This is a genomic window from Paracoccus denitrificans (assembly GCF_900100045.1).
In the GTDB taxonomy this organism is placed as follows: Bacteria; Pseudomonadota; Alphaproteobacteria; order Rhodobacterales; family Rhodobacteraceae; genus Paracoccus; species Paracoccus denitrificans.
In genome coordinates this window covers 16,651-29,754 of sequence record NZ_FNEA01000007.1, presented here as the reverse complement: position 1 = coordinate 29,754, position 13,104 = coordinate 16,651, and the positions used below count along the sequence as shown (strand labels likewise).

Genomic DNA, 13,104 nt, shown 5'->3' with positions numbered 1-13,104 from the left:
GGGGCTGAACATAGGGGGCTTCGCAGCCTGATGAAAGGCGCATTGCGGCTGGTCTATCCGCCGCAATGCCTGTGCTGCGGCGCGCCGGTCGTCGAGGAAAGCGGGCTGTGCCCGGCCTGCTGGCGCGAGGCCGAGTTCATCACCGGCACCTGCTGCGCGCGCTGCGGTGCGCCCTTGCCGGACGACGGATACGGCGATGGCGGGGACGAGGCGGCAGGGCTGCTGGTCTGCGACGATTGCATCGCGATGCCGCGGCCCTGGCAGCAGGCGCGCGCGGCGCTGGTCTATCGCGGCGCCGGCCGCAGGCTGGCCCTGATGCTGAAACACGGCGACCGGCTGGACCTCGCCCCCGCTCTGGGTGGCTGGGTGGCACGGGCGGCGCTGCCGCTGCTGCGGCCGGATGCGGTGGTGGTGCCGGTGCCCGTGCATCTGCGCCGGCTGCTGAGACGCAAATACAACCAGGCCGAGATGCTGTCGCGGCGTGTCGCCCGCACGCATGGGCTGGCGCATCTGCCGGGCGCCCTGCGGCGGCTGCGGCATACGCCGATGCAGGATCACGGCAGCGTCCGCGACCGTTTCGCGAATGTCGAGGGCGCCATCGCCGTTCCTGCACGCATGGCCCCGCGCCTGCAAGGGCGCCCGGTGCTGCTGGTCGATGACGTGATGGCGTCGGGGGCGACGCTGGCCGCCTCGGCCCAGGCATTGGCGGCAGCGGGGGCAGGGCCGATCTCGGTCGTGGTTCTGGCGCGGGCGGTCAAGGATGCATAGATAGGGACCGAACCACGAATATCGGAACGCGCATGATGGCCAAGATCGAGATCTACACCACCCCCACCTGTCCCTATTGCATCGCCGCGAAATCGCTGCTGCAAAAGAAGGGCATTACCTATGAGGAAACCGATGTCAGCTGCGATCCGCAACTGCGCATCGCGATGACCCAGCGCGCCGGCGGGCGCCGCACCGTGCCGCAGATCTTCATCGACGGCCAGCATGTCGGCGGCAGCGACGACCTGCACGCACTGGAGCATCGGGGCAAGCTGGACGGATTGCTGGGCCTGACGGCATGAGCAAGGCGCTGACGGCGGGACTGGTGCAACTGAGCGTTTCGGACGACCCCGAGCGCAACCTGCCGGTCACGCGGGCGCTGATCCGCGAAGCGGCGCAGGGCGGGGCAAGCTGGGTGCTGACGCCCGAGGCCACCAACCTGCTGGGCGCCAGCCGCGAGCGGCAGGAGCACGTCCTGCACACCGAGGCCGAGGACCCCACCCTGGCCGCGCTGCGCGAGGATGCGCGCGATCTTGGCATCTGGCTGCTGATCGGCTCGCTGTCGCTGAAAACCGGCGATCCGGCCGAGGTGCGCTTTGCCAATCGCAGTTTCCTGATCGCGCCGGACGGCGACATCCGGGCGCGATACGACAAGCTGCACATGTTCGACGTGACGGTATCCGAGAGCGAATCCTATCGCGAATCGGCGGCCTTCCGGCCCGGCGAACGCGCGGTACTGGCCAAGGAGCCGCTGCCCATCGGCATGACCGTCTGCTATGATCTGCGCTTTCCCCAGCTTTATCGCGCTCTGGCCAAGGCCGGGGCCGAGGTGTTGACGGTGCCCGCCGCCTTCAACGACACCACCGGCGCCGCGCATTGGGAGGTGCTGTTGCGCGCCCGCGCCATCGAGACCGGCTGCTTCGTGCTGGCCCCGGCGCAATGCGGCACGCATGCGAACCACGCCGAGCCGGACCGCCGGCCGCGCCGCAGCCATGGCCATTCGCTGGCCGTGGGTCCATGGGGAGAGGTGCTGGCCGATGGCGGCACCGAGCCGGGGGTCAGCCTCGTGACGCTTGACCCGGCGGCGGTTCTCGGGGCACGGTCCCGCATCCCATCCCTGACGCATGACCGGAACTTCGCGGGCCCATGATCCACAAGACGCACGACAACCCGCAAGGGCATGCCGAAGCCTCGGCCGATGCCTTGGCCGCAAGCCTGTTTTCCGAGGTGTTCATCGCCGACCAGCTGGCGCGCGACCTGATCGGCAAGGCACTGCCCAAGGGCATGCAGATCTCGCATTTCTCGGTCCTGAACCTGCTGGCGCACCTGAATGTCGAGCGCACGCCGGCCGAGCTGGCCGAGGCGTTTCACGTCACACGCGGCGCCATGACCAACACGCTGTCGCGGCTGGAATGGGCCGGGCATATCCATATCCGCCCGGATTGGGACGACGCGCGGCGCAAGTTCATCGCCATCAGCCCGGCCGGGCGGGCGGCGCGCGACGCGGCGCTGGCCGCCTTCATGCCGCGAATCGCCGACGTGGTGCGGGATGTCGGCGCCGACCGGGTGCGCGCGGCGCTGCCGGTTTTGCGCATGCTGCGCAAGCAACTGGAAGAGACGTTGCGTCACGAAAACCGCGGCTCGGGCGGGCGCTGAACCGGCGCCGCCCCGCCCGGCAGCAACGCCTGCATGAGTATTTGAAGAACGAAGAAGCCCGGGGAGCGGGCTGCCGAAGCCGGCTCAAGCGTCGGCGTCGTGCAGTGCGGTCAGGACATAGTTCACCGACAGGTCGCGATGCGACAGCGACCAGTTCCAGCCCAGCGGGTTGAAGACCATGCCGCAGCGGTCCACGACCCGCAGCCCCGCGGCCTCGGTCATCTGCGCCAGTTCGTCGGGGGTGATGAAGCGGCGCCAGTCATGCGTGCCCTTGGGCAGCCAGCGCATGATCCATTCCGCACCGACGATGGCGGCGGCGAAGCTGCGCGCGGTGCGGTTCAGCGTCGAGACGATCAGCATGCCGCCCGGTGCCACCAGCTCGCGGCAGGTGGCGATGAACTGCGCGGGGTCGGCGACATGCTCGACGATCTCCAGCGCCATCACCACGTCGAAGCGGTGTCCGTCGGCCGCCAGCGCCTCGGCCGTGGTGGCGCGGTAGTCGATGGCGAGGCCCTGCTCTTCGGCATGCAGGCGGGCGATGGCGATATTGCCCTCGGCCGCGTCGGCGCCGGTGACGGTTGCGCCCAGCCGGGCCATCGGCTCGGCCATCAGCCCGCCGCCGCAGCCGATGTCGAGCAACGTCAGCCCCTGGAAAGGTCCGGCGGCCGCAAGGTCGCGGCCGAACTGCGCCGCGATCTGCGTGGTGACATAGTCCAGCCGCGTCGGGTTCAGCATGTGCAGCGGCTTGAACTTGCCTTGCGGGTCCCACCACTCGCGGGCCATGGCCTGGAACTTGGCGACCTCGGCCGGGTCGATGCTGCTGGGGGCCGGGTTGCTGGGGGCTGGTCTTTCGGTCATCTGGCCGTCCTTCATGTGGCGGGCGCGCGCGAGGCGCTATATAGTGGTGCCATGGACAGATTGGCAGGGCAAATCGGCGGCACGCCGTCGCATGGCAGGCTGCACCCGATGGTCGAGCCCTTCGACCGCCGGGTGATCGATGTCGGCGACGGCCACCAGTTGCATGTCGAGCAAAGCGGCAATCCCGACGGCGTGCCGGTGATCGTGCTGCATGGCGGACCGGGCGGCGGATGCAGCCCCTATATGCGGCGATTCTTCGATCCGGCGCATTACCGGGCGGTGCTGTTCGACCAGCGCGGCTGCGGCCGCTCGCAGCCCCATGCCGCCGTCATCGCCAACACCACCCAGCACCTGATCGCCGATATCGAGGTGATCCGCCGCACCTTGGGCATCGAGCGGGCGATCCTGTTCGGCGGCAGCTGGGGCGCGACCCTGGCCCTGGCCTATGCCCAGGCCCATCCCGAGCCGGTCGAAGCGCTGGTGCTGCGCGGGGTCTTTCTGGGCCGGCGGGCCGAGCTGGACTGGTTCTATGGCGGGGGCGTCGCGCGCTTCTTTCCTGATCGCTGGGCCGAGTTCCAGGCCCCGATTCCCGAGGCCGAGCGCGGCGACATGATCGCCGCCTATCACCGGCGGCTGTTCAGCGGCGACCGCGGGCAGGAGACGCGCTTCGCCCTGCCCTGGCTGGTCTGGGAAAACGCGCTGGCGGGGCTGGAGATCAACGGGCCGGGCCATGCACCCCCCGACTATGCCCGCACCTTCGCCCGGCTGGAGAATCACTATTTCGCCCATGGCTGCTTCCTGGCCGAGGGCCAGCTTTTGCGCGACCGCCACCGCATCCAGCATATCCCGGCCGTGATCGTGCAGGGCCGCTATGACATGGTCTGCCCGCCCGCCACCGCCTGGGAGCTGGCCGAGGGCTGGGACCGGGCCGAATTGCGGCTGGTCCCAGCCTCGGGCCATGCCCTGAGCGAGCCGCGAATCGCCGCTGAGCTGGTGCGCGTCATGGACGGCTTTCGGGATGCGGCGGGGCGGGGCTGATCCATCCGCGCCCGGGCGCGCAGCGGCCGGTTTGCGGCCCCGGCACGGCCGTTTGCGGGCGGTGCGGCGGTTTTCCTTGCAATCCCTCGCACGGGGCCCTATATGCGGCTCAACAGCGGCGCAGGCGTCCACAACCTGCCCACCGGTAAGACGCACGGGCCGCCTAGGCCCGTTTTTCGTATTTGGGGTATCAGCATGACCGACCTCATCGCCAAGACCGCCATCGACCGGCGTCTGGCCGAGATCATTTCCCCGGTCATCGAGGATCTGGGTTTCGAACTGGTGCGCATCCGCCTGCAAGGCGGCAAGACCGCAACCTTGCAGATCATGGCCGACCGGCCCGAAGGCGGCATCAACGTCGATGACTGCGCCGACATCTCGACCGCCGTCAGCGCGATCCTGGATGTCGAGGACCCGCTGGAGGATGCCTATCACCTTGAGGTCTCGAGCCCCGGCATCGACCGGCCGCTGACCCGGCTGAAGGATTTCGAAACCTTCGAGGGCTACGAGGCGCGGCTGGAAACGAACCAGCCCATCGACGGCCGCAAGCGCTTCAAGGGCGTGCTGGCGGGCGTCGAGAAGGGTGAGGGCGGCGACGAGGTTCTGCTGAACATCGAGGAAGGCGGCGAGACCCAGACCATCGGGCTGAACTTCGACTGGCTTTCCGATGCGAAACTGGTCCTGACCGACGAACTGATCGCCGAGATGCTGCGACAGAAAAAGGACGCGGGCGTGCAGATCGAGAATCTGGACGAAGCCGCCTTTGACGAGATCGAAACGGAAGCCGGCGAAGACAACGCCGCCGCGAAGGAGTGAGGAATGGCCATCACCTCTGCCAACCAGCTTGAACTGCTGCAAACCGCCGAGGCCGTTGCACGGGAAAAGATGATCGACCCCGATCTGGTGATCGAGGCGATGGAGGACAGCCTGGCCCGCGCGGCGAAGTCGCGCTATGGCAGCGAGATGGACATCCGCGTCCATATCGACCGCAAGACCGGCAACGCCACCTTCACCCGCGCCCGCACCGTGGTCGAGGACGAAGCGGTCGAGAACTATCAGGCGCAATTCACCGCCGACCAGGCTGCGCCCTATTTCGAGCCCTCGAAGGACGGCCGCGCCCATTGGCTGCGCGACGGCGCGCAGCTGGCCGATTTCTCGGGCAGGCCGCAGCCCGGCGACGTGTTCGAGGAGCAGGTGCCCCCGGTCGATCTGGGCCGCATCGCCGCGCAATCGGCCAAGCAGGTGATCCTGCAAAGGGTCCGCGAGGCCGAGCGCGACCGCCAATACGAGGAATTCAAGGACCGCGTCGGCAGCATCATCAACGGCGTCGTCAAGCGCGAGGAATACGGCAACATCATCGTTGACGTGGGCCGCGGCGAGGCGATCCTGCGCCGCAACGAAAAGATCGGCCGCGAAAGCTATCGCCCGAACGACCGCATCCGCGCCTATGTCAAGGACGTGCGCCGCGAGGCGCGCGGCCCGCAGATCTTCCTGTCGCGCACCGATCCGCAGTTCATGGCCGAGCTGTTCAAGATGGAAGTGCCGGAAATCTATGACGGCGTGATCGAGATCAAGGCCGTGGCCCGCGATCCCGGCTCGCGCGCCAAGATCGCCGTGATCTCCTACGACAACTCGATCGACCCGGTCGGCGCCTGCGTCGGCATGCGCGGCTCGCGCGTGCAGGCCGTGGTCGGCGAGCTGCAGGGCGAAAAGATCGACATCATCCCGTGGTCCGACGATCAGGCGACCTTCCTGGTGAATGCGCTGCAACCGGCCGAGGTGGCGAAGGTCGTCTTCGACGAGGACGCGACCCGCATCGAGGTGGTGGTGCCGGACGAGCAACTGTCGCTGGCCATCGGCCGTCGCGGCCAGAACGTGCGGCTGGCAAGCCAGCTGACGGGCCTCGACATCGATATCCTCACCGAAGAAGAGGAATCGAAGCGCCGGCAGGCCGAGTTCAACGCCCGCACCAAGCTGTTCATGGACGCGCTGGACCTGGACGAGTTCTTTGCCCAGCTTCTGGTCGCCGAGGGCTTCACCAACCTCGAAGAGGTGGCCTATGTCGACCTGGACGAGCTGCTCTCGATCGAGGGCGTGGACGAAGGCACCGCCGAGGAACTGCAGACCCGCGCCCGCGAGCACCTGGAGGCCGCGAACAAGGCCGCGCTGGAAAACGCCCGCGCCCTTGGCGTCGAGGACAGCCTGATCGAGTTCGAGGGGCTGACCCCGCAGATGGTCGAGGCGCTGGCCAAGGACGGCGTCAAGACGCTGGAGGACTTCGCCACCTGCGCCGATTGGGAACTGGCCGGCGGCTGGACCACGCAGAACGGCCAGCGCGTCAAGGACGACGGCATCCTGGAGCCCTTCGACGTCTCTCTGGAAGAGGCGCAGACCATGGTGATGACCGCCCGCGTGATGCTGGGCTGGGTCGACCCGACCGAACTCGAATCGGCCGACGAAGCCGAGGCCGAGGGCGACGAACAGGAGGCCGGGGTGTAACGCCCCGGGAGCCGGATGACGCGCGGGGGCCGTATCAAGGACCGCGACACGCCGGAACGGCGCTGCATCGTCACGGGCGAGGTCCAGCCCAAGGCTGGGCTGATCCGCTTTGTCGCGGACCCCGATGGCGAGGTGGTGCCGGATCTGGCCGAGAAGCTGCCCGGACGCGGCTTCTGGGTGGTGGCCGACCGGCAGGCGCTGGACAAGGCTGCCGCCAAGGGCTTGTTTTCACGGGGCGCCAAGGCGCGGGTGACCGCCCCGCCCGAGCTGCTGGCGATAATCGAAACCGGGCTGGCGCGGCGGGTGACGGACACGCTGTCGCTTGCGCGCAAGGCTGGGCTGGCGGTCGCCGGCTTCGAAAAGGTCAAGGACTGGCTGGCCGCCGGCAAGGCCAAGGTGCTCTTGCAGGCCAGCGACGGATCGGAACGCGGCAAGGGCAAGCTCTGGACCCCACCCGGGGGCCGGTGGTTCGGCTGCATGACCGCCTCAGAATTGGGTTTGTCCTTTGGGCGCGATCATGTCATACACAGCGCGCTTGCGCCTGGGGGCCTGACCGAAAAATTGATCAGGGACGCGAGCAGACTGACAGGTCTGCGCGAGCATGACGGTGGCAATGCGGCTGCCGGGAAGGAATGAAGATCGGATGAGCGATACTGACGGAAAGAAACCCCTGGGTCTTGGTGGCGGCCGTTCGGGCCATGTGAAGCAAAGCTTCAGCCACGGACGGACCCATAACGTGGTCGTAGAGACCAAGCGCAAGCGCGTGGTCGTGCCCGGCAAGACGGGCGCGGCGGCTGGCGGCGGGCGCTCGGGCTCGCCCTCGGCCGTGTCGGGCGACCCGTCTAAGCGACCCGCCGGTATCTCGGATGCCGAGATGGAGCGGCGCATGGCCGCCTTGCGCGCCGCCAAGGCCCGCGAGGTCGAGGAGGCCGCGCAGCGCATTGCCGACGAAAAGGCCCGCGAGGAAGAACGCGAACGCCGCCGGCTCGAGCTGGAGGCCAAGGAGCGCGAGGAGCGCGAGCGCGAGGAAGCCCTGCGGCTGAAGGCCGAGGAAGACGAGCGCCGCGCCCGCGAGGCCGAGTTGCGCGAAAAGAAGAAGGCCGAGATCGCCAAGCCCAAGACGGAAGCCCGCCCGGCGACACCCGCCGACCGTGCCGCCGCCGAGGCCGCCGCCGTGCGCGCCGAGACCAAGGGCGTCAGCGCCGCCGGCCCGCGCAAGACCGACCGCGACCGCGACACCCGCGGCGGCGGCGGCGACGACCGCGACAGCCGCAACAAGGGCCGCGACGACAGTCGCCGCACCGGCAAGCTGTCGCTTTCGCAGGCGCTGGACGGCGAAGGCGGGCGCCAGCGCAGCCTGGCCGCGATGAAGCGCAAGCAGGAAAAGGCCCGGCAAAAGGCCATGGGCGGCAACCAGCGCGCCGAAAAGCAGGTGCGCGACGTGCAGCTGCCCGAAACCATCGTGGTTTCGGAGCTGGCCAACCGCATGGCCGAGCGCACGCCGGATGTCATCAAGTCGCTGATGCGCATGGGCATGATGGTCACCGCGAACCAGTCGATCGACGCCGACACCGCCGAACTGGTGATCGACGAGTTCGGCCATCACGCCGTCCGCGTCTCGGATGCCGATGTCGAGCAGGTCATCGACCAGGTCGAGGACAAGCCCGAGGATCTGCAGCCGCGCGCGCCGATCATCACCATCATGGGCCATGTCGACCACGGCAAGACCTCGCTGCTGGACGCGATCCGTCACGCCAATGTCGTGGCGGGCGAAGCCGGCGGCATCACCCAGCATATCGGCGCCTATCAGGTGAAAGCCTCGAACGGGGCGGTGCTGACCTTCCTCGACACGCCCGGCCACGCGGCCTTCACCTCGATGCGGGCCCGTGGCGCGCAGGTGACGGATATCGTCGTGCTGGTGGTCGCCGCCGATGACGCCGTGATGCCGCAGACGGTCGAGGCGATCAACCACGCCAAGGCCGCCAAGGTGCCGATGATCGTGGCGATCAACAAGATCGACAAGCCCGCCGCCAACCCGCAGAAGGTCCGCACCGATCTGCTGCTGCACGAGGTCGTCGTCGAGGCGATGTCGGGCGAGGTGCAGGATGTCGAGGTCTCGGCCAAGACCGGCCAGGGCCTGGACACACTCCTGGAAGCCATTGCGCTGCAGGCCGAGATCCTCGAACTGAAGGCCAATCCCGACCGCCCGGCCCAGGGCGCGGTGATCGAGGCGCAGCTGGACGTCGGCCGGGGTCCGGTCGCCACGGTCCTGGTCCAGAACGGCACGCTGAAGCGCGGCGACATCTTCGTCGTCGGCGAACAGTGGGGCAAGGTTCGCGCGCTGATCAACGACAAGGGCGAGCGCGTGGACGAGGCCGGCCCCTCGGTCCCGGTCGAGGTGCTGGGCCTGAACGGCACGCCCGAGGCGGGCGACGTGCTGAACGTCGTCTCGACCGAGGCGCAGGCCCGCGAGATCGCGGATTACCGCATCCAGGCCGCCAAGGACAAACGCGCCGCCGCCGGTGCCGCGATCACGCTGGACCAGATGCTGGCCAAGGCCAAGGCCGACGAGAACGTCGCCGAACTGCCGGTGGTCATCAAGGCCGACGTGCAGGGCTCGGCCGAGGCCATCGTCCAGGCGCTGGAAAAGATCGGCAACGACGAGGTGCGCGTCCGCGTGCTGCATTACGGCGTCGGCGCGATCACCGAATCGGATATCGGCCTGGCCGAGGCCAGCCAGGCGCCGGTGATCGGCTTCAACGTCCGGGCAAATGCCCCGGCGCGGAACGCCGCCAACCAGAAAGGGGTCGAGATCCGCTATTACTCGATCATCTACGACCTGGTTGACGACATCAAGGCGGCGGCCTCGGGCCTGCTTTCCGCCGAAGTGCGCGAGAACTTCATCGGCTATGCCGAGATCAAGGAAGTCTTCCGCGTTTCGGGCGTGGGCAATGTCGCCGGCTGCCTCGTCACCGAGGGCGTGGCGCGTCGCTCGGCCGGCGTGCGCCTGCTGCGCGACAACGTGGTGATCCACGAGGGCACGCTGAAGACGCTCAAGCGCTTCAAGGACGAGGTCAAGGAAGTGCAGTCCGGCCAGGAATGCGGCATGGCCTTCGAAAACTACGACGACATCCGCAAGGGCGATGTCATCGAGATCTTCGAGCGCGAGGAAGTGCAGCGCCAGCTGTGATCCGGCAATCGAACGGCATGGATTGGGGGCGGGCCTGCGGGTCCGCCCTTTTCATGTCGAAGCCCTGTGCCGAGCCGTAAAAAAGAACGGGGCCCGCCATGGGCCCCGTTCCGCTATCATGTGGGCACGTTTCTGTTGCGTCAGGACAGGACGGGCTTGCCCTCATAGGTTTTGCTGCCTACGCGGACAACGACATTCCCGTTCGCCTGCTGCCGTTCGAAGATACCTTGAACAGAAATGCAGCTGCCGATCGTGATCGTGCGAATCATGTCCGATCTCCTCCTCTACAGGATTTCAGAATTGTCCCGGAAACGTTGAAAGTTAACTAACAATGCTCGATGATCGGGCGAATTGGCGACAAGGCCCGGCTGGCGTGACCAATATGCCTCACAGCCAGTCGCGCAGGATGGGAAGCAGGGGCAAGTCCGCAGGCGGCATCGGGTATTTGTTCAGGTCCTGGGATCGCGCCCAGGCCAGGTTCTGCCCTTCCTGCGGCATCGGCACGCCCTGCCAGCGCCGGCAGGCGAACAGCGGCATCAGCAGGTGGAAGTCGTCATAGGCATGGCTGGCAAAGGTCAGCGGCGCAAGGCACGAGTGCCAGGTTTCGATACCCAGCTCCTCGTGCAGTTCGCGGATCAGCGCGGCCTCGGGGGTCTCGCCCGGCTCGACCTTGCCGCCCGGAAACTCCCACAGGCCCGCGAGGGACTTGCCCTCGGGGCGCTGCGCCAGAAGCACGCGGCCGTCCGCATCGATCAGCGCGACGGCCGCGACAAGCACCATCTTCATGAGCGGTAATCGGCGTTGATGTCGATGTAGCCATGCGTCAGGTCGCAGGTCCAGACCGTGCGCCTGCCCTTGCCCAGCCCCAGGTCGACGCCGACGACCAGATGGTCGCGCTTCATATAGGCGCTGGCGGCGGCCTCGTCATAGCCGGGCGCGCGCCAGCCGTTCTCGGCCAGCACCATGTCGCCAAAGCGGATGGTCAGCCGGTCGCGGTCGGCCTCGGCGCCGGACTTGCCCACAGCCATGACCACGCGGCCCCAGTTCGCATCCTCGCCGGCGATGGCGGTCTTGACCAGCGGCGAATTGGCGATGGCCATGGCGACGCGATGCGCATCGGCATCGCTGGCCGCACCCGTCACCTGCACCTCGACGAATTTCGTCGCCCCCTCGCCGTCCCGCACAACCTGCTGCGCCAGGTCCAGCATGACCTGCGACAGCGCCTTGCCGAAGGCCCGCGCCGGGGCCGAGCGCAGGTCGGTGATCGGCGCCGCCTTCGACTTGCCGGTCGCCGCCAGGATCAGCGCATCCGAGGTCGAGGTGTCGCTGTCCACGGTGATGGCGTTGAAGGTCTCGTCCATGCGCGACGACAGCATGCGCTGCAGCAGCGCGGGCGCGATCTGCGCATCGGTGAAGACATAGACCAGCATGGTCGCCATGTCGGGCGCGATCATGCCCGAACCCTTGGCGATGCCGACGATGTTGATGGTGCCGCCGTCGCCCTCGAAACTGGCCGCCGCGCCCTTGGGGAAGGTGTCGGTGGTCATGATGGCCCGCGCCGCACCGGCCGCGCCGCCCGCATCCAGATTGGCGGCAAGGTCGCCGATCACGGCGGTGATGCGCTCGGCCGGCAGCGGCTCGCCGATCACCCCGGTCGAGGACGAGAACACCCGCTCGCGCGGCACCCCCAGCGCCTTGGCGACGCCGCCGGTGACGGCATCCACCGCCTCTTGCCCGTTCTTGCCGGTGAAGGCGTTGGCGTTGCCCGAGTTCACCAGGATCGCCGCACCCTTGGCCGTGTCCTGCTTCAGCGCCAGCTTGGCCTGGCAGTCCAGAACGCTGGCCGCGCGGGTCGAGGACTTGGTGAAGGCGCCGGCGATGGCGGTGCCCGGCGCCAGCCGGACCAGCATGACATCGGTGCGGCCCCGGTATTTCACCCCAGCCGCGCCCGAGGCGAACTCGGCCCCCTCGATCACCGGCAGGTCGGGAAAGCGCGCGGGCGCCAGCGGTGAAACCGGGCTCTTGGGCTTCACCGCAGCCGCCACCGCGGCCTCGGCCCGGGCCTCAAGGCCCGCCGCGGCCTCCTTGAGCGCGGATTTCAGCTTTTTCAGCTTCTTCTTCAGCACTTTCAGCTTTTCGGCATCGGAAAGCCGGGATTTCTTGTCATCCGTCTTGGCCATCGATCACTCTCCCAGAATGTCGGTCTTGTTCAGCAGGTCGACGGCAAGCCCCTCGGTCTTCTCGACCTTGGCTTCGGTCACGCGCTTCTCGATCTCGGCCTGCACCTTGTCGCGGCGGACCTGCACGGCCAGTTGCTCCTTGATCTCTTCAAAGGCGGGGGGCGTGACCTCGCGCGTGTCGTTCAGCTTGATGACATGCCAGCCGAACTGGGTCTCGACGGGTTCCGAAACCTGGCCCTTTTCCAGCGCCTTCACGGCTTCGGCAAAGGGCTCGACCATCTGCTCGGGCTGGAACCAGCCCAGGTCGCCCTTGTTCGGGCCGGAATTGTCGGTCGACTTCTCCTCGGCCAGCGCACCGAAATCGGCACCTTCTGCCAGTTGCTTGGCGATGGCCTCGGCCTCTTCCCTGGTCTTCACCAGGATATGGGCGGCATTGTATTCCACTGCAGGCTCGGCCTGGCCGCCGAACGCCTGGTCATAGGCGGCTTTCAGCTCGGCCTCGTCCGGCTCGGCGGCGGCGATCTTTTCCAGCACCGAACCGGCCAGATAGGCGCGCTTCTCGATCTCCAGCGCCACGGCGTCGCGCTTGCTCAGCGGCTCGGCGGCCTGCGCCACGGCGGTCTGGCGGATCATCTGGTCCAGCATCAGGTCCCACAGCGCCGAATCCGGCAGGCCCTGGGTCGCCTGCGCGTCCAGCCCCTGCCGCATGGCGACCATCTGGCCCAGCGTGATCGCCTCGCCGTTGACGGTAGCGACGACCGTATCGGCATCCTGCGCCAGGACGGGCAAGGCCGGGACAGCCGCAGAAAGCAGCACGGAGACGGCAAGAAGCGGTTTCAGCATAGGTTTCCCCTTCATGGGACGGCGCGTCCACGCACAGGTGAACGGGCGCAAGCGTTGACAGTGGGCCGGCCGGGG

14 protein-coding genes are annotated in these 13,104 nt (G+C 67.9%); 9 read left to right on the top strand and 5 right to left on the bottom strand.

The window, feature by feature from the left end; translation table 11 throughout:
- The first annotated feature begins 30 nt into the window (after positions 1–30).
- The 4 genes from BLT64_RS07375 to BLT64_RS07360 are packed head-to-tail and all read left to right on the top strand — an operon-like array spanning position 31 to position 2,421.
- Positions 31–768: a double zinc ribbon domain-containing protein gene (locus tag BLT64_RS07375; protein WP_011748865.1), complete on the top strand. Its 738-nt coding sequence runs from the start codon at positions 31–33 to the stop codon at positions 766–768.
- 35 nt (positions 769–803) lie between these two features.
- The gene (grxC, locus tag BLT64_RS07370; RefSeq protein ID WP_041530282.1) at positions 804–1,067 is read left to right on the top strand and encodes a glutaredoxin 3; all 264 of its coding nucleotides are present in this window, start codon (positions 804–806) and stop codon (positions 1,065–1,067) included.
- A complete protein-coding gene (locus tag BLT64_RS07365) occupies positions 1,064–1,915 on the top strand; it encodes a carbon-nitrogen hydrolase family protein (protein ID WP_011748867.1) in 852 nt (283 codons plus the stop codon). Before grxC ends, BLT64_RS07365 begins: the two co-directional genes overlap by 4 nt.
- Complete coding sequence (locus BLT64_RS07360; RefSeq protein WP_011748868.1) at positions 1,912–2,421, top strand: MarR family winged helix-turn-helix transcriptional regulator; 510 nt, start codon at positions 1,912–1,914, stop codon at positions 2,419–2,421. Before BLT64_RS07365 ends, BLT64_RS07360 begins: the two co-directional genes overlap by 4 nt.
- An 84-nt stretch (positions 2,422–2,505) precedes the next feature.
- Here BLT64_RS07360 and ubiG read toward each other — a convergent pair whose 3' ends face one another.
- Positions 2,506–3,279 (bottom strand): bifunctional 2-polyprenyl-6-hydroxyphenol methylase/3-demethylubiquinol 3-O-methyltransferase UbiG, encoded by a 774-nt coding sequence (gene ubiG / locus BLT64_RS07355; RefSeq protein WP_041530285.1) that lies wholly within the window; start codon positions 3,277–3,279, stop codon positions 2,506–2,508.
- 51 nt (positions 3,280–3,330) lie between these two features.
- Here ubiG and pip point away from each other — a divergent pair, with 51 nt between their 5' ends.
- The 5 genes from pip (at position 3,331) to infB (ending at position 10,006) form a co-directional block, all read left to right on the top strand.
- A complete protein-coding gene (gene pip / locus BLT64_RS07350) occupies positions 3,331–4,317 on the top strand; it encodes a prolyl aminopeptidase (RefSeq protein WP_011748870.1) in 987 nt (328 codons plus the stop codon).
- A gap of 195 nt (positions 4,318–4,512) precedes the next feature.
- Positions 4,513–5,133, top strand: a complete 621-nt coding sequence (rimP, locus tag BLT64_RS07345) for a ribosome maturation factor RimP (protein ID WP_011748871.1) — start codon at positions 4,513–4,515, stop codon at positions 5,131–5,133.
- 3 nt (positions 5,134–5,136) lie between these two features.
- On the top strand, positions 5,137–6,816 hold the full coding sequence (gene nusA / locus BLT64_RS07340; RefSeq protein ID WP_011748872.1) for a transcription termination factor NusA: 1,680 nt from the start codon (positions 5,137–5,139) through the stop codon (positions 6,814–6,816).
- A gap of 15 nt (positions 6,817–6,831) precedes the next feature.
- Positions 6,832–7,452: an RNA-binding protein gene (locus BLT64_RS07335; protein ID WP_011748873.1), complete on the top strand. Its 621-nt coding sequence runs from the start codon at positions 6,832–6,834 to the stop codon at positions 7,450–7,452.
- A gap of 7 nt (positions 7,453–7,459) precedes the next feature.
- Positions 7,460–10,006, top strand: coding sequence for a translation initiation factor IF-2 (gene infB / locus BLT64_RS07330; protein WP_011748874.1), 2,547 nt, complete (start codon positions 7,460–7,462; stop codon positions 10,004–10,006).
- 140 nt (positions 10,007–10,146) lie between these two features.
- Here infB and BLT64_RS27600 read toward each other — a convergent pair whose 3' ends face one another.
- From BLT64_RS27600 to BLT64_RS07315, 4 genes are all read right to left on the bottom strand, one after another.
- The gene (locus tag BLT64_RS27600; protein WP_011748875.1) at positions 10,147–10,275 is read right to left on the bottom strand and encodes a hypothetical protein; all 129 of its coding nucleotides are present in this window, start codon (positions 10,273–10,275) and stop codon (positions 10,147–10,149) included.
- A gap of 118 nt (positions 10,276–10,393) precedes the next feature.
- Positions 10,394–10,792, bottom strand: coding sequence for an 8-oxo-dGTP diphosphatase MutT (mutT, locus tag BLT64_RS07325; protein ID WP_011748876.1), 399 nt, complete (start codon positions 10,790–10,792; stop codon positions 10,394–10,396).
- Positions 10,789–12,186 carry a bifunctional glutamate N-acetyltransferase/amino-acid acetyltransferase ArgJ gene (gene argJ / locus BLT64_RS07320; protein WP_011748877.1) on the bottom strand — a complete coding sequence of 466 codons (1,398 nt, stop codon included), beginning with the start codon at positions 12,184–12,186 and terminating at the stop codon, positions 10,789–10,791. Before argJ ends, mutT begins: the two co-directional genes overlap by 4 nt.
- Positions 12,187–12,189: 3 nt before the next feature.
- The gene (locus BLT64_RS07315) at positions 12,190–13,029 is read right to left on the bottom strand and encodes a peptidylprolyl isomerase (RefSeq protein WP_011748878.1); all 840 of its coding nucleotides are present in this window, start codon (positions 13,027–13,029) and stop codon (positions 12,190–12,192) included.
- Positions 13,030–13,104: the final 75 nt, after the last annotated feature.

Coding starts and splice junctions, on each gene's coding strand:
- argJ (WP_011748877.1), bottom strand. CDS start 12,186: ATGGCCAAGACGGATGACAAGAAATCCCGGCTTTCCGATGCCGAAAAG.
- BLT64_RS07365 (WP_011748867.1), top strand. CDS start 1,064: ATGAGCAAGGCGCTGACGGCGGGACTGGTGCAACTGAGCGTTTCGGAC.
- BLT64_RS07375 (WP_011748865.1), top strand. CDS start 31: ATGAAAGGCGCATTGCGGCTGGTCTATCCGCCGCAATGCCTGTGCTGC.
- BLT64_RS07335 (WP_011748873.1), top strand. CDS start 6,832: ATGACGCGCGGGGGCCGTATCAAGGACCGCGACACGCCGGAACGGCGC.
- BLT64_RS07315 (WP_011748878.1), bottom strand. CDS start 13,029: ATGCTGAAACCGCTTCTTGCCGTCTCCGTGCTGCTTTCTGCGGCTGTC.
- pip (WP_011748870.1), top strand. CDS start 3,331: ATGGACAGATTGGCAGGGCAAATCGGCGGCACGCCGTCGCATGGCAGG.
- nusA (WP_011748872.1), top strand. CDS start 5,137: ATGGCCATCACCTCTGCCAACCAGCTTGAACTGCTGCAAACCGCCGAG.
- BLT64_RS07360 (WP_011748868.1), top strand. CDS start 1,912: ATGATCCACAAGACGCACGACAACCCGCAAGGGCATGCCGAAGCCTCG.
- infB (WP_011748874.1), top strand. CDS start 7,460: ATGAGCGATACTGACGGAAAGAAACCCCTGGGTCTTGGTGGCGGCCGT.
- rimP (WP_011748871.1), top strand. CDS start 4,513: ATGACCGACCTCATCGCCAAGACCGCCATCGACCGGCGTCTGGCCGAG.
- ubiG (WP_041530285.1), bottom strand. CDS start 3,279: ATGACCGAAAGACCAGCCCCCAGCAACCCGGCCCCCAGCAGCATCGAC.
- mutT (WP_011748876.1), bottom strand. CDS start 10,792: ATGAAGATGGTGCTTGTCGCGGCCGTCGCGCTGATCGATGCGGACGGC.
- grxC (WP_041530282.1), top strand. CDS start 804: ATGGCCAAGATCGAGATCTACACCACCCCCACCTGTCCCTATTGCATC.
- BLT64_RS27600 (WP_011748875.1), bottom strand. CDS start 10,275: ATGATTCGCACGATCACGATCGGCAGCTGCATTTCTGTTCAAGGTATC.